14 protein-coding genes, 5 tRNA genes and 2 other RNA genes are annotated in these 18,388 nt (G+C 54.8%); 4 read left to right on the top strand and 17 right to left on the bottom strand.

Annotation, left to right across the window (positions count from 1 at the left end; genetic code table 11):
- The 5 genes from tuf to ACF8PE_RS18700 all read right to left on the bottom strand — a co-directional run.
- On the bottom strand, positions 1-983 hold a 983-nt coding region (tuf, locus tag ACF8PE_RS18720), incomplete at its 3' end, for an elongation factor Tu (RefSeq protein WP_392495164.1).
- A 118-nt stretch (positions 984-1,101) separates the two neighbouring features.
- Positions 1,102-1,177, bottom strand: a tRNA-Thr gene (locus tag ACF8PE_RS18715).
- 6 nt (positions 1,178-1,183) lie between these two features.
- Positions 1,184-1,258, bottom strand: a tRNA-Gly gene (locus ACF8PE_RS18710).
- A 117-nt stretch (positions 1,259-1,375) separates the two neighbouring features.
- Positions 1,376-1,460 (bottom strand) — tRNA-Tyr (locus tag ACF8PE_RS18705).
- Between the two features lie 8 nt (positions 1,461-1,468).
- Positions 1,469-1,544, bottom strand: a tRNA-Thr gene (locus ACF8PE_RS18700).
- Between the two features lie 337 nt (positions 1,545-1,881).
- Here ACF8PE_RS18700 and coaA point away from each other — a divergent pair.
- Positions 1,882-2,832: a type I pantothenate kinase gene (coaA, locus tag ACF8PE_RS18695; RefSeq protein ID WP_392495163.1), complete on the top strand. Its 951-nt coding sequence runs from the start codon at positions 1,882-1,884 to the stop codon at positions 2,830-2,832.
- A gap of 77 nt (positions 2,833-2,909) precedes the next feature.
- Here coaA and dppF read toward each other — a convergent pair whose 3' ends face one another.
- From dppF to ACF8PE_RS18640, 11 genes are all read right to left on the bottom strand, one after another.
- Positions 2,910-3,923: a dipeptide ABC transporter ATP-binding subunit DppF gene (gene dppF / locus ACF8PE_RS18690; protein ID WP_059308972.1), complete on the bottom strand. Its 1,014-nt coding sequence runs from the start codon at positions 3,921-3,923 to the stop codon at positions 2,910-2,912.
- Positions 3,920-4,903, bottom strand: coding sequence for a dipeptide ABC transporter ATP-binding protein (gene dppD, locus ACF8PE_RS18685; RefSeq protein ID WP_032615870.1), 984 nt, complete (start codon positions 4,901-4,903; stop codon positions 3,920-3,922). The genes dppF and dppD overlap by 4 nt, the downstream gene beginning before the upstream one ends.
- A gap of 10 nt (positions 4,904-4,913) precedes the next feature.
- Positions 4,914-5,816: a dipeptide ABC transporter permease DppC gene (gene dppC, locus ACF8PE_RS18680; RefSeq protein WP_032615868.1), complete on the bottom strand. Its 903-nt coding sequence runs from the start codon at positions 5,814-5,816 to the stop codon at positions 4,914-4,916.
- A gap of 9 nt (positions 5,817-5,825) precedes the next feature.
- Positions 5,826-6,845 (bottom strand): dipeptide ABC transporter permease DppB, encoded by a 1,020-nt coding sequence (gene dppB / locus ACF8PE_RS18675; RefSeq protein WP_032615866.1) that lies wholly within the window; start codon positions 6,843-6,845, stop codon positions 5,826-5,828.
- A gap of 161 nt (positions 6,846-7,006) precedes the next feature.
- On the bottom strand, positions 7,007-8,614 hold the full coding sequence (gene dppA / locus ACF8PE_RS18670; RefSeq protein WP_032615864.1) for a dipeptide ABC transporter periplasmic-binding protein DppA: 1,608 nt from the start codon (positions 8,612-8,614) through the stop codon (positions 7,007-7,009).
- Positions 8,615-9,259: 645 nt separating this feature from the next.
- Positions 9,260-9,391, bottom strand: a non-coding RNA gene (locus ACF8PE_RS18665) — RtT sRNA.
- 34 nt (positions 9,392-9,425) lie between these two features.
- Positions 9,426-9,557, bottom strand: a non-coding RNA gene (locus ACF8PE_RS18660) — RtT sRNA.
- A gap of 35 nt (positions 9,558-9,592) precedes the next feature.
- Positions 9,593-9,669, bottom strand: a tRNA-Pro gene (locus ACF8PE_RS18655).
- Between the two features lie 91 nt (positions 9,670-9,760).
- Positions 9,761-11,452, bottom strand: a complete 1,692-nt coding sequence (eptB, locus tag ACF8PE_RS18650; protein WP_077226495.1) for a kdo(2)-lipid A phosphoethanolamine 7''-transferase — start codon at positions 11,450-11,452, stop codon at positions 9,761-9,763.
- Between the two features lie 265 nt (positions 11,453-11,717).
- Positions 11,718-12,920: an MFS transporter gene (locus ACF8PE_RS18645; protein WP_032615860.1), complete on the bottom strand. Its 1,203-nt coding sequence runs from the start codon at positions 12,918-12,920 to the stop codon at positions 11,718-11,720.
- Between the two features lie 194 nt (positions 12,921-13,114).
- Entirely contained in the window at positions 13,115-13,816 is a 702-nt protein-coding gene (locus ACF8PE_RS18640; RefSeq protein ID WP_032615858.1) for an autotransporter domain-containing protein, read from the bottom strand.
- A gap of 180 nt (positions 13,817-13,996) precedes the next feature.
- Between ACF8PE_RS18640 and tag the strand changes: the two genes are divergently transcribed.
- Entirely contained in the window at positions 13,997-14,578 is a 582-nt protein-coding gene (gene tag, locus ACF8PE_RS18635; protein WP_144883615.1) for a DNA-3-methyladenine glycosylase I, read from the top strand.
- Complete coding sequence (locus ACF8PE_RS18630; RefSeq protein WP_059308974.1) at positions 14,556-15,002, top strand: N-acetyltransferase; 447 nt, start codon at positions 14,556-14,558, stop codon at positions 15,000-15,002. The genes tag and ACF8PE_RS18630 overlap by 23 nt, the downstream gene beginning before the upstream one ends.
- Here the strand turns inward: ACF8PE_RS18630 and ACF8PE_RS18625 are convergent.
- Positions 14,965-17,292 (bottom strand): molybdopterin guanine dinucleotide-containing S/N-oxide reductase, encoded by a 2,328-nt coding sequence (locus ACF8PE_RS18625; RefSeq protein WP_392495162.1) that lies wholly within the window; start codon positions 17,290-17,292, stop codon positions 14,965-14,967. The genes ACF8PE_RS18630 and ACF8PE_RS18625 overlap by 38 nt on opposite strands.
- A 168-nt stretch (positions 17,293-17,460) precedes the next feature.
- Between ACF8PE_RS18625 and ACF8PE_RS18620 the strand changes: the two genes are divergently transcribed.
- Positions 17,461-18,123, top strand: coding sequence for an OmpA family lipoprotein (locus ACF8PE_RS18620; RefSeq protein ID WP_059308975.1), 663 nt, complete (start codon positions 17,461-17,463; stop codon positions 18,121-18,123).
- Positions 18,124-18,388: the final 265 nt, after the last annotated feature.

The following is an 18,388-nucleotide window of genomic DNA, read 5'->3' as shown; positions in this document are numbered from 1 at the left end:
CGGTAGCCTTTGAAGAACGGAGTATGACGGCCGCCTTCGTCTTTGGACAGGATGTACACTTCAGATTCGAACTTGGTGTGCGGCTTGATGGAGCCTGGCTTAGCCAGAACCTGACCACGTTCGATTTCTTCACGTTTGATACCACGCAGCAGAACACCAACGTTCTCACCGGCACGGCCTTCGTCCAGCAGTTTGCGGAACATTTCAACGCCGGTACAGGTAGACTTAGCAGTGTCCTTGATACCAACGATTTCAACTTCTTCGCCAACTTTGATGATACCGCGCTCTACACGACCGGTAACAACGGTACCACGACCGGAGATGGAGAATACGTCTTCGATAGGCAGCAGGAACGGCTTGTCAATCGCACGCTCTGGCTCTGGGATGTAGGAATCCAGGTAGCCAGCCAGTTCGATGATTTTCTCTTCCCACTCTGCTTCGCCTTCCAGCGCTTTCAGCGCAGAACCACGAACGATTGGGGTGTCGTCGCCCGGGAAGTCGTACTGGGACAGAAGTTCACGAACTTCCATCTCAACCAGTTCCAGCAGCTCTTCGTCATCAACCATGTCGCATTTGTTCAGGAACACGATGATGAAAGGAACGCCTACCTGACGACCCAGCAGGATGTGCTCACGGGTCTGAGGCATTGGGCCGTCAGTTGCAGCAACAACCAGGATCGCGCCGTCCATCTGCGCAGCACCGGTGATCATGTTTTTAACATAGTCGGCGTGGCCCGGGCAGTCTACGTGTGCGTAGTGGCGAGTCGGGGTGTCATATTCAACGTGAGAAGTGTTGATGGTGATACCACGAGCTTTTTCTTCTGGTGCGTTATCAATCTGGTCGAATGCACGAGCAGAACCACCGTAGGTTTTTGCCAGAACGGTAGTGATTGCAGCGGTCAGCGTTGTTTTACCATGGTCAACGTGGCCGATAGTACCGACGTTAACGTGCGGTTTTGTACGTTCAAACTTTTCTTTAGACATCGATTGTCCCTCTAAGACACGGATAAATCGGTGATATCACCACATCAACCAGGCGAAATGCCTGAACTGTTGAATTCATTTACATTGAAACAGAGAGAAACGGGAGGGAGAAGTGAAGTGGTGCTGATACCCAGAGTCGAACTGGGGACCTCACCCTTACCAAGGGTGCGCTCTACCAACTGAGCCATATCAGCACGTATTGGAGCGGGCAGCGGGAATCGAACCCGCATCATCAGCTTGGAAGGCTGAGGTAATAGCCATTATACGATGCCCGCATCCTGAAACTCGGCTACCCAGTTCTTTCTGTAACAAAAAAAGAGATTTCTCTCTTTTTAAGTTCGAGCTGGTTAATTTTTCCAACCAGCTCCGGCGGCGTTAACGCTGCCAGAAAGTGGTGGTGGGGGAAGGATTCGAACCTTCGAAGTCTGTGACGGCAGATTTACAGTCTGCTCCCTTTGGCCGCTCGGGAACCCCACCGGACTTGATGGTGCCGACTACCGGAATCGAACTGGTGACCTACTGATTACAAGTCAGTTGCTCTACCTACTGAGCTAAGTCGGCATCAAGTAGCGCGCATTTTAGGGAGACCCGCAGGTTCATGCAACTAAAAATTTGCATAAATCGTTCTTTCGCTCACATTTTGTGCGAGAAGAGAGAATAACGCTGTATTTCTAAGCAAATGCGCGCAAATATTCATCATTTAATGACTGCAAAAGGTCGCAGACACTGTCTGTGACCATTCCCGCTTAACGCAACACTGGGCCACATTTTTTCTTATTATTCGGCTCATCTGGTGTTACCCTCCTGCGCATTGTCCAAAATTAACTATTATGTGATGTGCCATACCCCGCATGGCTAGCCCCTACTGTGGGATGAGACGCTTCACTCAAGCATGCTTATGAGCAAAAAAGAGCAAACGTTAATGACGCCTTATCTCCAGTTTAGCCGCAGCCAGTGGGCTGCTCTGCGTGACTCCGTCCCCATGACCTTAACGGAAGGCGAAATCGCACGGTTAAAAGGGATAAACGAAGACCTGTCGCTTGAAGAAGTGGCCGAAATATATTTGCCTTTATCGCGTTTGCTGAATTTCTATATCAGTTCCAACCTCCGCCGACAGGTCGTACTGGAGCAGTTCCTCGGTACAAACGGGCAGCGCATTCCTTATATCATTAGTATTGCCGGCAGCGTCGCCGTGGGTAAAAGCACCACCGCGCGTGTCTTGCAGGCGCTGCTGAGCCGCTGGCCTGAACACCGCAGCGTTGAGCTGATCACTACCGACGGTTTTCTGCATCCGAACGAGGTGTTAAAAGAACGCGGCCTGATGAAGAAGAAGGGCTTCCCGCTCTCTTATGATATGCACCGTCTGGTGAAGTTTGTTTCGGATCTGAAATCCGGCGTGCCGAACGTAACAGCCCCCGTCTACTCGCACCTGATTTACGACCGCATCCCTGACGGCGACAAAACGGTGGTACAGCCGGACATTTTGATTCTGGAAGGACTAAACGTTCTGCAGAGTGGAATGGATTATCCGCATGACCCGCATCATGTGTTTGTCTCTGACTTCGTCGATTTCTCTATTTATGTCGATGCGCCGGAAGCGCTGCTGCAAAACTGGTACATCAACCGCTTCCTGAAGTTCCGCGAAGGGGCGTTCACCGATCCTGACTCTTACTTCCATAACTACGCCCAGCTTTCTGAAGCAGAAGCGGTAAATGTGGCGACCTCGCTGTGGAACGAGATCAACTACGTGAACCTGAAAGAGAACATCCTGCCAACGCGGGAACGCGCCAGCCTGATCCTCACCAAGAGTGAGAAACACGCTGTCGACCATGTGCGTCTGCGCAAGTAACGATACAAGCCCGGCGGCACGTCGCTTGCCCGGGCCTGAAAACAAAAAACCGGCGAGTTCGCCGGTTTTTTTATGACTTATACCTGAGGCTTTTCGCCGTTTTCATCCTGATCGACAGCGAAGCATGCCACCAGTTGACCGCCGTAGTCTTTCAACTGCGGTTGCAACTGGGTACATGGCCCAAAGCGACGACGGCAGCGGGCATTGAAAGCACAGCCCGGCGGCGGGTTAAGCGGGCTTGGCAGCTCACCCGTTAACTTAATACGCTCCCGGCGCTCATCCGGGTTCAGGCGCGGTGTCGCAGAGAGCAATGCCTGGGTATAAGGGTGACGAGGGTTATTAAAGATTTGGTCTTTCGTCCCCTTCTCCACGCAGCGTCCCAGATACATCACCATCACTTCATCCGCGATGTGTTCCACTACCGACAGGTCATGAGAGATGAAGACATACGACAGGCCTAAATCCTGCTGCAGATCCATCATCAGGTTCAGCACCTGCGCACGGACGGACACGTCCAGCGCGGAGACCGGTTCATCGGCGATCACCACATCCGGGTCAAGCATCAGACCACGGGCGATAGCAATACGCTGACGCTGGCCGCCGGAGAACATATGCGGGTAACGATCGTAGTGCTCAGTCTTAAGCCCTACTTTCGCCATCATCGCCAGCGCCTTCTCACGACGCTGCTCTTTGCTCAGCGTAGAGTTGATTTGCAGCGGCTCTTCCAGAATCTGCCCCACTTTCTTGCGCGGGTTCAGCGAGCCATACGGGTTCTGGAAGACAATCTGGATTTTCTGGCGACGCAGTTTCTGCGCGTCGGGATCGTGCTTCAGCAGATCCTGGCCCTGATAATACAGCTCGCCACCGGTCGGGGTTTCAATCATGGTCAGCAGGCGGCCCAGTGTGGATTTCCCACACCCGGACTCACCCACCACCGCTAATGTCTTACCGCGCTCAAGGGTAAAGGAGACGCCATCCAGTGCTTTAACCAGACGTTCCGGGGCAAACAGCCCTTTCTTCACCGGGTAGTGTTTTTTCAGATCGATAGCATGCAGCAGTGGCTGTTGCATGGTGGCCTCTTGCGTACTCATAGTGTGGGCCTCCCGGCGTCATCGAGTGGGTAGTGACATTTAGACTGACGGCCGTCGCTGAGGGTATAGAGTTCCGGCTCATCGATGCGGCATTTGTCCGTGGCATACGGGCAACGCGGGTTCAGCAGACAGCCGGTCGGACGGTCATATTTACCCGGCACCACGCCCGGCAGTGACGCCAGACGCGCTTTGTCCTGGGCAAACTCCGGCAGGGCGCGCAGCAGTGCCTGGGTATAGGGGTGACGCGGCGCACGGAAGATATCGTGCGAGTTGCCGGTTTCAACAACCTGTCCGGCGTACATCACGATAATTTTGTGCGCGGCTTCGGCCACTAACGCCAGGTCATGGGTGATCAGGATCAGCGCCATATTCTCTTTCTGCTGCAACTCCAGCAGCAGCTCGATGATCTGCGCCTGAATGGTCACGTCCAGCGCGGTTGTCGGTTCGTCGGCAATCAGCAACTTCGGACGACAGGCAATCGCCATGGCGATCATCACGCGCTGGCTCATCCCGCCGGAGAGCTGGTGCGGATAAACATCCAGACGCGAGGCCGGGTCAGGAATACCGACCTGGTTCAGCAGATCGATTGCCCGCTGACGACGGGTTTGCTTATTCCCACCCTGGTGCACCTTAATCGCTTCCATAATCTGGAAACCGACGGTGTAACACGGGTTAAGGCTGGTCATCGGATCCTGGAAGATCATCGCCACTTCGGCACCGACCAGGTTGCGGCGCTCTTTTTCTGAAATGCGCTTCAGATCCTGACCGTTGAACTCCAGGCTTTCCGCCATTACGCGGCCCGGGTAATCAATCAGACCCATGATCGCCAGTGAGCTGACCGATTTACCGGAACCTGACTCACCCACGATGCCAACGACTTCACCCTGATTTACGCTGTAGCTAACCCGATCTACGGCGCGAAACTCGGAGCCTACGTCACCGAAGTGCACCGATAATTTATCTACATTTAATAACGCCATCTCGTGCCTCTTACTGCTTCAGTTTGGGATCAAGTGCATCACGCAGACCATCACCCATCAGGTTAAATGCCAGCACCGTCAGCAGGATCGCCAGACCCGGGAAGGTCACGACCCACCAGGCGCTCTGCGCGAACTGCAACACGTCGGAGAGCATGGTGCCCCACTCCGGTGTTGGCGGTTGCGCACCCATGCCAAGGAAGCCAAGAGCAGCCATATCGAGAATGGCGTTTGAGAAACCGAGCGACGCCTGAACAATCAGCGGCGCAAGGCAGTTTGGAAGAATGTTGACGAACATCTGACGCATCGCGCCCGCACCCGCCACGCGAGACGCGGTGACGTAGTCGCGGTTCACTTCCACCAGCACTGCCGCGCGCGTTAATCGCACATAGTGAGGAAGCGCCACGAACGTCAGGGCCAGGGCGGCGTTGCCGATCGACGGACCGAAGATGGCCACCAGCACCAGCGCCAGCAGCAGGCTCGGCAGGGCAAGCATGATGTCGACGACACGCATAATAATGTTATCAACCAGCCCGCCGAAGTAACCTGCAATCAGGCCGAGGACAACCCCGAGGATCAGCGAAAGCACGACCACCAGACAGCCGACCAGCAGGGACAGACGCGCACCGTACATCAGACGGGACAGCACATCGCGACCGACATCGTCGGTACCCAGCAGGTGAGCGAATGTTCCGCCTTCTTGCCAGGCTGGCGGTGCCAGCAGCATGTCGCGGAACTGATCCGCCGGGTTATGAGGTGCAAGAAAGTTCGCAAACACCGCGATAATGATCATGATGGTAACGTACACCAATCCCACTACCGCGCCTTTATTGCGTTTGAAGTAGTGCCAGAACTCCTGCAGCGGCGTCATTGGCACCGGTGCTGCGACCACTTTATTTTCAGAAACTTGTGACATGATGGCCCCTTACTTCTTATGACGAATACGCGGGTTCACCACGCCGTACAGCAAATCGACCAGCAGGTTGACGAGGATAATCATCGTCGCCACCAGCAGTACACCGCCCTGCACCACCGGGTAATCACGGCGTTGCAGCGCGTCAATCAGCCAGCGGCCCAGTCCCGGCCAGGAGAAGATAGTTTCGGTCAGGATCGCCCCTGCCAGCAGCGTCCCCACCTGCAGACCAATAACGGTCACCACCGGCAGCATGGCGTTACGCAGGGCATGAACGATGATTACCCGCATGCGGGTCAGGCCTTTGGCACGGGCGGTACGGATGTAATCCTCGCCCAGCACTTCAAGCATTGACGAACGGGTCATACGCACGATAACCGCCAGCGGGATCGTACCGAGCACCATGGCAGGCAGGATCATGTGCGCCAGCGCATCAATAAAGTTGCCCTCTTCGCCCCAGATAGCCGTGTCGATCAGCATAAAGCCGGTCAGCGGGTTAGTATCATCGAGGAAGACCATATCGCTGACGCGTCCCGAGACGGGCGTCAGGTTAAGCTGCACCGATACCAGCATGATCAGCATCATGCCCCACCAGAAGATAGGCATGGAGTAGCCGGTCAGCGCCAGGCCAACGGCAGTATGATCAAAGATGGAGCCGCGTTTCACCGCAGCCAGCACGCCCACCGGAATACCCACGGCGACGGCAAAAATCATGGCGCAGACACCAAGCTCAAGCGTTGCCTGGAAGCGCGGCACGAACTCTTCCCACACCGGCAGACGGCTTTTCAGCGAAATACCCAAATCACCGTGCATCACACCCCAGATATAGTGGAGATACTGCTGCCACATAGGCTGATCCAGCCCCAGTTCGGCCAACAGTTGTGCATGACGTTCAGGAGAAATTCCACGCTCGCCCGCCATAATCATTACCGGGTCACCGGGGATCATATGGACAAAGGCAAAGGTGAGAAGGGTGATACCGATAAACGTGGGGATAACTAGTCCCAGACGTCGGAGGATGAACTGCAACATAACCCGGATTCTCTCTAATGACGTACGCGGGAGGGCGCGACGTCTGTATTGCTCACAAATGTAAATTCCCTCTCCGTGACGGAGAGGATTAGGGTGAGGGGGTGCATGCATGCCCCTCACCCCTGCCCTCTCCCAAAAGGAGAGGGAGAACACCCTACTTATTATTCAACAGAAACGTTTTCGAAGTGGTGTTTGCCCAGTGGATCAACCACATAGCCTTTCACTTCTTTGCGTACTGGTTCGTATACGGTTGAGTGAGCGACGATCAGTGCTGGCGCCTGGTCATGCATAACAACCTGAGCCTGCTTGTACAGTTCGATACGCTTGTTGTGATCTTCTGCAGCACGCGCCGGCTGAATCAGGTCTTCAAACGGCTTGTAGCACCAGCGAGAGTAGTTAGAACCGTCTTTCGCCGCTGCGCAGCTGAACAGGGTCGCGAAGAAGTTATCTGGATCCCCATTGTCGCCGGTCCAGCCCATCATGACGGCCTGGTGCTCACCTGCTTTAGCACGCTTCAGGTACTCGCCCCACTCGTAAGTGACGATCTTGGCCTGAACACCGATTTTCGCCCAGTCAGCCTGAACCATCTCGGCCATACGGCGCGCGTTCGGGTTGTAAGGACGCTGTACTGGCATTGCCCACAGTTCAACGGTAAAGCCTTTATCCTGGCCCGCTTCTTTCAGCAGTGCTTTCGCTTTCTCAACGTCGTAGGTGTAATCCTTAACGTCGTCGTTGTAGCCCCACATTGTTGGTGGGATCAGGTTCTTCGCGGCAACGCCAGCGCCCTGATAAACCGCCTTGATGATCGCTTCTTTGTTCACCGCGTAAGTCAGCGCCTGACGCACTTTCACGTCATCAAACGGTTTCTTCTCGGTATTGAAGGAGAGATAGCCCACGTTCAGGCCAGCCTGCTCCATCAGATTGATGTTTTTGTCCTGCTTCATGCGCGCGATGTCAGCCGGGTTCGGGTACGGCATCACCTGGCATTCGTTCTTCTGCAGCTTAGCGTAACGTACGGAAGCGTCAGGCGTGATGGAGAAGACCAGACGGTCGATCTGCGGCTTGGTGCCCCAGTAACCTTCGAACGCTTTATACAGAATACGGGAGTCTTTCTGGTACTGCAGCAGCTGGAACGGACCGGTACCGACCGGGTTCAGGTCCACTTTCTCCGGCGTGCCGGCTTTCAGCATGTTGTCGGCATATTCTTTTGACAGAATAGAGGCGAAGTCCATGGCCAGGTCAGCCAGGAACGGTGCTTCTGGACGCGTCAGTACGAACTGAACGGTATTGTCGTCCACTTTTTTGATTTCGCTGATCAGGTCTGGCAGGCCCATCCCTTCGAAGTACTCATAACTGCCGCCAGAGACTTTATGGTATGGGTTCTGAGCATTCTTCTGACGATCGAAGGAGAACACCACGTCGTCTGCATTCAGATCGCGCGTAGGTTTGAAGTCTTTGCTGTCCTGCCACTTCACGCCCTGGCGCAGGTGGAAGGTATAGGTCTTACCGTCTTCGCTGACTTCCCATTTCTCTGCCAGACCCGGAATAACTTCCGTGGTACCGGTTTTGAATTCAACCAGACGGTTATAGATTGGTACAGAGCTTGCGTCGTACGTCGTACCAGAGGTAAAGAGCTGTGGGTTAAAGCCTTCCGGCGAGCCTTCAGAACAGTAGACCAGGGTTTTTGCCTGTACGCCTGCTGCGACGGTCATAGCCACCAGGCTCAGACCAAGCTTCAGCATCCCTGACTTCTTCAAGGAAATACTCATTGTTATTCTGCTCCAATGTGATGTTTTTGTTGTGTTACTCCGCCTGACCTTTAATTTGTTTTTTACCCGGTCCGGTCGGTGTTGCCCTGAGGCGTAATAAGGGATGGAGATTCCTTTCAGAATAGCGACTGAGTTGCAGCGCAGATCCTCCCTGAATTGCCCCTCGTGCCCTACAATCTGTCAACAGAATGTGAAAACGTCAATACAGGTGACGGGGATTTACGCTAAGTGTGAGAATTGGCAAACAAAGATTAAAAAAACTACCGGGGCGTATTTTCAGCAGGGAAATTTATGCTACCCGCCATGATGCAGCACAACTCTCTATGCAATCTGCTACAACCAGTGATTAACATTTATTCAACCAGGGTAAATTTTCTTTTATAATGGCGATTATCTGCGCACTAAATGCCATGAACGTTAAAACGCACAGGGGAAAATGCTGAGGTTATCCATAAGCAACGCGAAAAAAGATCAATCCAAAGATAAAAAAATACAATGGAATATGTCACAAATACGTTAACAGACAGGGCTAAACAGAGGTAAGGCGTATTTTGTGGAATTATGCGGAGTAAGTCTTGCGAAGCATTCATTTCTGCGGGCGATAAATGCAAAGAATCCTGCTCAAATGAGCGGGGTTTTCGAATGTGGTCGGCGAGAGAGGATTACTCGTCACTTGGTGACTCGCCCTGCGGGCCGTTGCTGAAGCAACGTTCTCTCGCTTCGCTCGAGTCGAACCTCCTTCCCCGAAGGTTCTCATCCTTATAACCTTCAGATGCAAAAAACCCCGCTCAAAGAGAGGGGTTTTCGAATGTGGTTGGCGAGAGAGGATTACTCGTCACTTCGTGACTCGCCCTGCGGGCCGTTGCTGAAGCAACGTTCTCTCGCTTTGCTCGAGTCGAACCTCCTTCCCCGGAGGTTCTCATCCTCATAACCTTCAGATGCAAAAAACCCCGCTCAAATGAGCGGGGTTTTCGAATGTGGTCGGCGAGAGAGGATTCGAACCTCCGACCCACTGGTCCCAAACCAGTTGCGCTACCAAGCTGCGCTACTCGCCGAATGCGGAGCGCATCTTACTGCTACGCTCTGCCTCCGTCAATCCCTTATTTAGCAAAAGCCTTTCGATCGGCTATAAAGTCGCCAGACCAGTTATTTTGCGGCTTTTGCAGCGCCGTCAGGCACTTTACACCAGTTGTTATTCTCGTTAATCCCGCCGTCTGGCGAGGTATAACCGAGGCAACCGAGAATAGTGTCGTACAGCTCTACATGACGATGCGCCACTTTCATATCCGCCTGCTCTTTAAGATGAGCGAACATTTTGGCTTTATCCGGGTTCTCCAGATACTTGTCGGACATCCACACCATCATTGGCACACGGAACTGCTCCGGTGGTGCCATCTTGCGCGGCGTGCCGTGCAGGTGCTCTTTCTCGTTAATCGACTCACCGTGGTCGGCAGCGTAGAAGACGATGGCTTTTTTATCGCGCACCTGATCAATCACGCTGTCGATAAAGTGATCTACATAGGTCACCGTGTTGTCATAAGAGTTGATCAGCTGCGCTTTGCTGCAGTCTTTATCCACGCCCTTACACTCCGGCGTCCATTTAGCAAAGCTGCGTGGATAACGCTGGGTGTAGTTAAAGTGCGACCCTTTAGTATGCAGGATGATCAGGTGCTTACCGTTCTCATTGTTCTGGAGAGAGCGCTGCATCTCGTCGATCAGCAGCATGTCGTCCACGCTCTTACCGCGGTTACGCGGCTCGGCGCCAATCTGCTCGCGGTAGGCGATATTGTTGGCCATGGTGTTGCTGTAGAACCACATCTCGCTCTGCATCGCGTAGAGGTCAGAGCTAAAGCCAAGCTGACGCAGTACCGAGAAGACGTTCTGCTCTTTCAGGGTCCGCTGTGGGTTATCGCTTGCCCCACCTTCACGCACGAACATGCAGCGCAACGAGAGCTTAGTGGCGGTATCACAGGAAGTACCGCGGAAGGCGACGAGGTTTTTCTCCTGCGCCAGCTTCGGTGTGGTATCCCGCTCATAGCCCAGCATACCCATATGATCCCAGCGCGTGGTTTCACCAATAATGAAGACTACATAGGTATCATCGATGTCAGACGGCGCCTGATAGGTGAATTTCTTCGCCGGGTTCATCAGCGATTTATTATCGGAGGACTCATCCACCTGCGCCCAGGCGTATAACCCCAGCGCAGAGATCCAGTTGGATGGCAGATACGAGTTCGCCACCACGCCGCCGTAGCTCGGCATATCCACGCCGGAGGTACGCTCAACGTTTTTCTGTTGCAGGTCAAGCAGGCGAATTGGCCCCCAGACCATTAATCCTGCCAGCACCACCACAGCGGCGCTTCGGATGCGCTGCCCTGGCGTACGCAGTTGGCGCAATAACGTATAGCGGCAGCGGTTGTTCCAGATAAGCAGCAGCGGCAGAACGCTGACGCAAACCAGCCAGAGAATAAAGTGCAAACCGACCACCTCTTTCGAGAGGTCGATATCCGTGGTCATGACCGAGGCAATAATGCCGTAGCCAATCACCACGTTCATAAATGTCATGTAATAGCTGGCACCCGCCGAGCACAACACCACCAGCGTGGCGAGTACGCGCCAGATACGCCGTCCAAACAACGACAGCAGACGCAGCAAAAAGAAGGTAACCAGTACAGTGGCAACCAGTTCAACGACCGCAGCGATTCCTTTCCAGGCGGTAAAGTCTTGCGCATAACCATCAAACCGACGGAAAAAAACCGCGCCATTCATAAACAGACCGATGTACAACGCGAGCAAAAAGCTGAGCTTTTGTTGCGTCATCGCTTTGATATATTTCATTAATGCAACCTGGAAAAAGGTAAAGTAAAACCGTTTCACTTTTGGTTAAAAAGTAAACAAGATAATTGACTGCTCAGGGACAGTTATCGGAAACGTCTTTAAGCGCGGTAAGTAGACCACAGGGAAAAGGAAAAGTGGCAACAGAGAATGTGATCCCTGCAAATATTTACAAAAAAACAAGTCCGATGACATACTCATGACGTGTTCGTAACGTCTTGCAGAAACAAAAAAGGCCGGAATATCCGGCCCTTAGAGTGAGGTTTAATCAGGCATGCGCTTGTTTAAATACTTCGCGCTGCGGCTGGCGAATAGTGGTGGAAAGCGCCAGGGAAAGGATAAGTAAGGCGAATATAACGCAGAAGGTGACATAAAAGCCGCCAAACAGCGAAGCGATAAGCGAACCGCAAATACTGCCGATACCAAAGCCTAAATAAATAACGCCGTAGTTTTTTGCCAGATTATTCAGGCCGAAGAATTCACTGACCAGAGACGGGAAGACAGTAATAGTCCCACCGAAGTTAAAGGCAACACAGGCGATGGCGGCGAAGAAGGTCACTTCATTGAGCGGCGCGAATAACAGCGCTGCCATCCCTACCAACGACACCACCTGGCCGATAGTGATCACGCGGATGCGGGCGATTTTATCAGACAGGATCCCCAGCACCAGGCGGCCAGAGAGGTTGGCGATAGAGATAATGGTCACCGCGTTAGCCGCCGTTGCGGCATCCAGTTTCACCATCCCCTGGGCAATATCTTTTGCCACGCCAATAACATACAGGCCACTCATACAGGCAGTCAGGAACATTACCGCCAGCATCCAGTACTGTGGCTTACGCATTGACTGAGCCAGCGTAAAGTCGTTCTCCACAACACCGTTGACCGTCTGCACCTGCTGCTGCGGCGCATCTTTCATCAGTGTGGCCCCAAACAGGATCATCACCAGCACGATAGCGCCCCAGATCATGAAGGTTTTTTCCAGACCGACGGTGGCCAACAGGTGGCTGTCGATAAATTTAAAGCCCAGGCTGCCGAGACCATAAGAGCCAATGGCAAAGGCGGAGATTAACCCTTTACGTTCCGGGAACCATTTCACGCAGTTCGACAGGGTTAACAGATAGCCCGCGCCATCCGCCAGCCCCACCAGCACCCCGGCGCTTAGCCACAGCATCATCAGGTTGTTGGAGTGTGCGGTCAGGAAGAAGCCGACCCCCAGCAAAATCCCGGAGGCCATAGTGACGCGCTTCACGCCGAAGCGTTCCTGCAATTTACCGGCCACGGAGGAAGAGAGCGCCAGACCCAGGCTCAGCAAACCAAAGGAGAATGCCACCTGGCTGACCGGAGCATTGAGTTTGTCGGAGAGCGCGCTATTAAACAGGCTCCAGGTATAGACTGAACCCAGCGCAAACTGGGTTACGATGGTACCGATAAGGGTCAGCCAGCGGGTGCGATTATAAGAGGGTGTATTCATGGCAGTTGTCCTGCAGCAGAAAAAAGGGAAATTCACTGCTGACAACGATAACCAAAACCCTACATGAGCAGGGGTAAAACGGCATGAAGTGCAGAGAGGCGGGAATGAAATGCCTAAAATCAGGAATGAATGACCTGGACGACTGCCTGTACCCGCCCCAGAGAAGAGGAAACCAGGTCATTCATGCGCTGTATTCAGAACCTGGCGCTGACACCAAGCGTATAGAGATAATCTTCTCCGGTGGACATATTCTCGGCCTGCGACATTGACGCATAGGCGGCCATATGGGGGTTGATCAGCATATCGGCCCCAACGGTAACATCCATCCAGTTGCCGTACTGCGTTGACGGCGTCAGTCGCCCCAGCCCGGATTGCGTCTTCCATTGATTATCACCGAACTGCTGGTTATAGCTAATCTGCGCCCAGGGCCGCACATCGCCCAGCCGCGTATCGACGCGCCAGCCCAGGGTGCTGACGCTGGCGTGCCACAGCGGGTCGGTCAGCGATTGGGTATTCACGCTATCACCAAACTCGTTATACATATTGGGCGTGGAGCCGTCGTAATGCCAGGCGGCAACCGGTCCGGTGGTGACACGGCGGATAATGGGAATACTCCAGCCCACGCTCATCGTGCTGGTGGCGTCCGTCGGTGACGTATCGGGCAACGTCAGCGCCAGTCCGGGCATATTTTGTGAAGAGAGGATCCGCTCTTTTAAAATATCTTCATAACGCGGTGGGTGATCGTCATCCCATGTATAACGCTCAGTGGTATTACTTTTCGTATCTGAAACGATATATTCCTGTTGCCAGGCATTTGCTGTGTTGCCTGTCAGCAGACAGGCCACGAAACTCACCAGGCCTACGGCATGGCGGCCACTTATTTTTTTTATAATCATCAAAGCGACTCCAGAGAAGAGCCGAATTCGGCGATATTTGTGATTGTTTATAGTGAGGCTACGCGGTTACATGAAGAATGTTGCGTATCAGCCTGTATTAACTATTGTCTCTTTAGATGACACGTCAAGCCGGGCCGATTGAAATTTTTGAAATTTCAGGAGCAAAAAGGGAGACAACCGATGCAACGTTGTGGCTGGGTTAGCCAGGATCCACTCTACATCGCCTATCACGATACAGAGTGGGGCGTGCCGGAAACTGACGGAAAGAATTTGTTTGAGATGATCTGCCTTGAGGGCCAGCAGGCCGGGTTATCCTGGATCACCGTGCTTAAAAAACGGGAAAACTACCGCCGCGCCTTCCACCAGTTCGATCCGGTCCTTGTCGCCGGGATGACCACCGCCGACGTCGACAGGTTAGTGCTGGATGCGGGGATCATTCGCCATCGCGGCAAAATCGAAGCCATTATTGGCAACGCCCGGGCCTATTTAGCGATGGAGGAGAATGGCGAGCTGTTCTGCGATTTCGTCTGGTCCTTTGTCGATAACACCCCACAGGTGACCCAGGCGGCGACACTCGCCGGGATACCCACCTCTACGCCCGCCTCAGATGCCCTGTCGAAGGCGCTGAAAAAGCGTGGCTTTAAGTTCGTCGGCACCACAATCTGTTACTCCTTTATGCAGGCCTGCGGGCTGGTTAACGATCACGTCACGTCCTGCCACTGTCATCCAGGAGGTCAAGATGATCCGCAAATGGCTCAATGACGATGTCGAACCACTGCTGGCTCTCTGGCTGGAGAGCACCACCGTGGCCCATCCATTTATTGATGCGCAGTACTGGCAGGAGAGCGAGCCGGTGGTACGGGAGGTCTACCTGCCGTCGGCAGAGACCTGGGTGTGGGAAGAGAAAGGCCAGCTTCGCGGCTTTATCAGCGTGATGCAGTCAGCCTATGTCGGCGCGCTGTTTGTCGACCCGGCTTATGCCGGACAGGGGATCGGGCATGCGCTGATCCACCATGTGCAGCAGCGCTACCCGTCGTTAAGCCTGGAGGTTTACCAGAAGAACAGTCGGGCGGTGAATTTCTACCATGCTCAGGGCTTTCGTATTGAAGACAGCGCCTGGCAGGAAGATACCCAACACCCGACCTGGCTTATGAGCTGGCAGGCGGATCAAACGCCGTCAGCGTAAGCGTCGGCCCTTGATATTTTTCCAGCCACGCCAGCGCGGTATTCCCCGCACAGCCATTCCCCAGCTTCGAGCTGGGGAGATCTTTGGTCAGCACGTTGACCGCCCCGTTCTTACAAATTCCGCCATTCTCAGCATCCAGATCCGGCCATGCCCCCTGATGAATACAGATCACTCCCGGCTTGATGCCGTCGCTCACCACCGCGCCGGCCAGCACCTGGCCGCGATGGTTCCAGACGCGCACCACGTCGCCATCGGCAATGCCGCGCGCTTTCGCATCATCCGGGTGTAATGTCACCGGCTCGCGCCCGGCCACCGCATACTGCTCGCGCAGTGAGGAGTAGTTCAGCTGGCTGTGCAGACGGTGCGCCGGATGAGCAGAGAGCACCTGCAGCTGTTCCGGCTCGGCATTACCCTGCCACTCGTCCGGCTCCAGCCACATCGGGTGCGGTGGACAGTCGGCATAATTGAAGCTGGCGATGCGCTCAGAATGAATGACAATTTTACCGCTCTCGGTTTTCAGCGGATGATTCTCGGGATCGCGACGGAAATCGGCGAAACGCACAAACTTCGCGTTCTCGTCGGACGCTGGCATCTCGACGATGGCGTTGGCCTCCCAGAACTCGGCAAAGGGCGCTAACGTCACCCCCTGTGCCGCGCCACGCTGCCCGGCGATCTGATAGAAGGTCTCCAGCCACTCCAGATCGGTTTTGCCTTCGGTAAAGCGCTCGCCCCCGCCCTGCTCCCAGCGCTCGCTCAGCTCGGCAAACACCTCCAGATCATCACGCGCTTCATCGCGCGGCGGCACGACCCGCTTCATCGGCACCATGTGCTGGTTGCTGTAATCGCCGGTCATGGTCATGTCATTACGTTCAAACGAGGTGGTCGCCGGCAGTACAATATCGGCATGCTTCGCCGCCGCGGTCCAGAAGCACTCGGAGATCACCACCAGCTCCGGCTTTTGCCAGGCGCGGATCAGGCGGTTAGTATCCTGATGATGGGTAAAGTTGGCTCCGCCCGCCCACCAGACGAAGCGAATATCCGGGAAGTGGCGATCCAGACCGTTGTGCTGATAGAAGCCACCCGGGTTTTCCAGCGCCTCGACAATACGGGCGACCGGGATTTTATCCACCGCATCCGTACCGCCTTTGACTGACCCCTGCATGGAGGCCAGCACCGCTGCGCGCCGGGTCGGGTTACCGCCGTTGGCAAAGTGGTATGAAAGACCAAAGCCGCCGCCCGGAGTACCGATCTGGCCAAGCATCGCCGCGAGAGTGACCAGCATCCAGTGCTTCTGCTCGCCAAACTGCTGGCGCTGCATACCCCAGCCGGACATCAGCATGGTGGTGTTGTTATGGAATAATGCCGCCAGTTCGCGGATCTTCTCTGCCGGAACGCCGCAAATCTCAGCAGCCCACTCTGCGGTTTTGGCGATGCCGTCCGTCGCGCCGAGAAGGTAGTCGGCAAATGTCTCGTAGCCGCTGGTGCAACGCGCAAGGAAGGCTTCATCCTGCCAGCCATTCTCCACCAGAGTATGGGCAATACCCAGCATCATCGCCACATCGGTGCCCATATGCGGGGCGATCCACTCGGCACTCTCGCCAAAGAAATCCATGGTTTCGGAGCGCATCGGATCGATACAGATCAGGCGTTTGCCACTTTTACGCAACGCATCAAAATAGGGGATGCCCTGCTCGTCGCTGGCGTTCCAGGCAATTTTCAGGGTGTTGAGCGGGTTAGCGCTCCACAGCACCACCACCTCGCTGTGCTCCAGCACCAGTGGCCAGCTGGTCTGCTGCTGGTACACCTCGTTGCCACCCACCACATAGGGCATGATGGCCTGCGCCGCCCCGGTAGAGTAGTCCCCCAGATGGCCGGTGTAGCCCCCCGCCAGGCTCATATAGCGCTGAAGCAGGGTCGCCGCCTTGTGCAGCACGCCGTTCGAGCGCCAGCCGTACGAACCGGCAAATATCGACGACGGGCCATAACTCTCGCGTATACGTTTATGCTGCGCATCGATGAGATCCAGCGCCTGATCCCAGCTGACGCGCACAAATTCATCCTGCCCACGCACCCCCTGTGGATTTTCGGGTGACGCCAGAAAGCCCTTACGCACCATCGGCCAGCGCACACGAGTTTTACTGTGCACCTGGTCGCGCACCGCGGTTTGCAAGGAGTTAGGGTGTTGCGTCGGCAACGCGCCACGGGATGACAACACCTTGTCGCCGTCGGTTTCGACCAGCATGGGCCCCCAGTGGGCTGCCGTCAGAATGGTTTTTGTAGAAGTGGTCACAGCGTGTGCTCCTGGATTGCCGGTTGCAGGTTTTTTCAGCCTTCATTGAGGCTGTTTATGGTTTGACACAAATTTAAGAGTTATCCCCGGAATTTTCTCCGTAACTGCACGTCATAATCAACCGCCACGCCCGTCGTGGCAAAGAATAAAAAAGCTTAAGGAAAGAAGATGAAAAAAAGCGCACTTATGATTGCCGCCGTAGTCAGCGGCGCACTGGTTGTTTCAGGCTGCACCACCAACCCTTACACCGGCGAACGCGAAGCGGGTAAATCAGGCATTGGCGCTGGTATCGGCTCCCTGGTAGGGGCAGGCGTTGGCGTCCTCTCCTCCTCGAAAAAAGATCGCGGCAAAGGTGCCCTGATTGGTGCCGCAGCAGGCGCAGCGCTGGGTGGCGGTGCCGGTTATTATATGGACGTGCAGGAAGCGAAGCTGCGCGACAAAATGAAAGGGACTGGCGTAAGCGTCACCCGCAGTGGCGATAACATCATTCTGAACATGCCGAACAACGTGACCTTCGACAGCAATAGCGCGACGCTGAAACCTGAGGGTGCCAACACCTTGACCGGCGTGGCGATGGTGCTGAAAGAGTATGAAAAAACCGCGGTGAACGTGCTGGGTTATACCGACAGCACCGGCAGCAAGGACCTGAACATGCGTCTCTCCCAGCAGCGTGCCGACGCGGTAGCCAGCGCGCTGATCACTCAGAGCGTTGCGGCAAATCGCATTCGCACCAGCGGCATGGGTCCGGCCAATCCGATCGCCAGCAACAGCACGGCAGAAGGCAAAGCGCAGAACCGTCGCGTTGAGATCACCTTAAGCCCGGTGCAGTAAGTAAAAGCAAAACGGCAACCTGGTTGTCGTTTTTAGTGTTTGCACCCTCTCCTCGTGGGAGAGGGCCGGGGTGAGGGCATCAGGCCGTAGCGATTTCCCCTCACCCTAACCCTCTCCCCAAAGGGGAGAGGGGACAGACCGTGCGTGGTGTGGTTTTCTCATTCTCCCCAAAGGGGAGAGGGGATAGACCGTGCGTGGTGTGGTTTTCTCATTCTCCCCAAAGGAGGAGGGAGCAGACTGTGCTCGGGATGGTTTTCTCCCTCTC

This window comes from Leclercia sp. GLN_9 (assembly GCF_043105735.1).
Taxonomy (GTDB): Bacteria; Pseudomonadota; Gammaproteobacteria; order Enterobacterales; family Enterobacteriaceae; genus Enterobacter; species Enterobacter adecarboxylatus.
This window is presented reverse-complemented; position numbering and strand designations above follow the sequence as displayed.

Bases quoted from the DNA above. Each gene is read 5' to 3' on its own strand.
- coaA (WP_392495163.1), top strand. From the start codon at position 1,882: ATGAGCAAAAAAGAGCAAACGTTAATGACGCCTTATCTCCAGTTTAGC.
- dppF (WP_059308972.1), bottom strand. From the start codon at position 3,923: ATGAGTACGCAAGAGGCCACCATGCAACAGCCACTGCTGCATGCTATC.
- dppD (WP_032615870.1), bottom strand. From the start codon at position 4,903: ATGGCGTTATTAAATGTAGATAAATTATCGGTGCACTTCGGTGACGTA.
- dppC (WP_032615868.1), bottom strand. From the start codon at position 5,816: ATGTCACAAGTTTCTGAAAATAAAGTGGTCGCAGCACCGGTGCCAATG.
- dppB (WP_032615866.1), bottom strand. From the start codon at position 6,845: ATGTTGCAGTTCATCCTCCGACGTCTGGGACTAGTTATCCCCACGTTT.
- dppA (WP_032615864.1), bottom strand. From the start codon at position 8,614: ATGAGTATTTCCTTGAAGAAGTCAGGGATGCTGAAGCTTGGTCTGAGC.
- eptB (WP_077226495.1), bottom strand. From the start codon at position 11,452: ATGAAATATATCAAAGCGATGACGCAACAAAAGCTCAGCTTTTTGCTC.
- ACF8PE_RS18645 (WP_032615860.1), bottom strand. From the start codon at position 12,920: ATGAATACACCCTCTTATAATCGCACCCGCTGGCTGACCCTTATCGGT.
- ACF8PE_RS18640 (WP_032615858.1), bottom strand. From the start codon at position 13,816: ATGATTATAAAAAAAATAAGTGGCCGCCATGCCGTAGGCCTGGTGAGT.
- tag (WP_144883615.1), top strand. From the start codon at position 13,997: ATGCAACGTTGTGGCTGGGTTAGCCAGGATCCACTCTACATCGCCTAT.
- ACF8PE_RS18630 (WP_059308974.1), top strand. From the start codon at position 14,556: ATGATCCGCAAATGGCTCAATGACGATGTCGAACCACTGCTGGCTCTC.
- ACF8PE_RS18620 (WP_059308975.1), top strand. From the start codon at position 17,461: ATGAAAAAAAGCGCACTTATGATTGCCGCCGTAGTCAGCGGCGCACTG.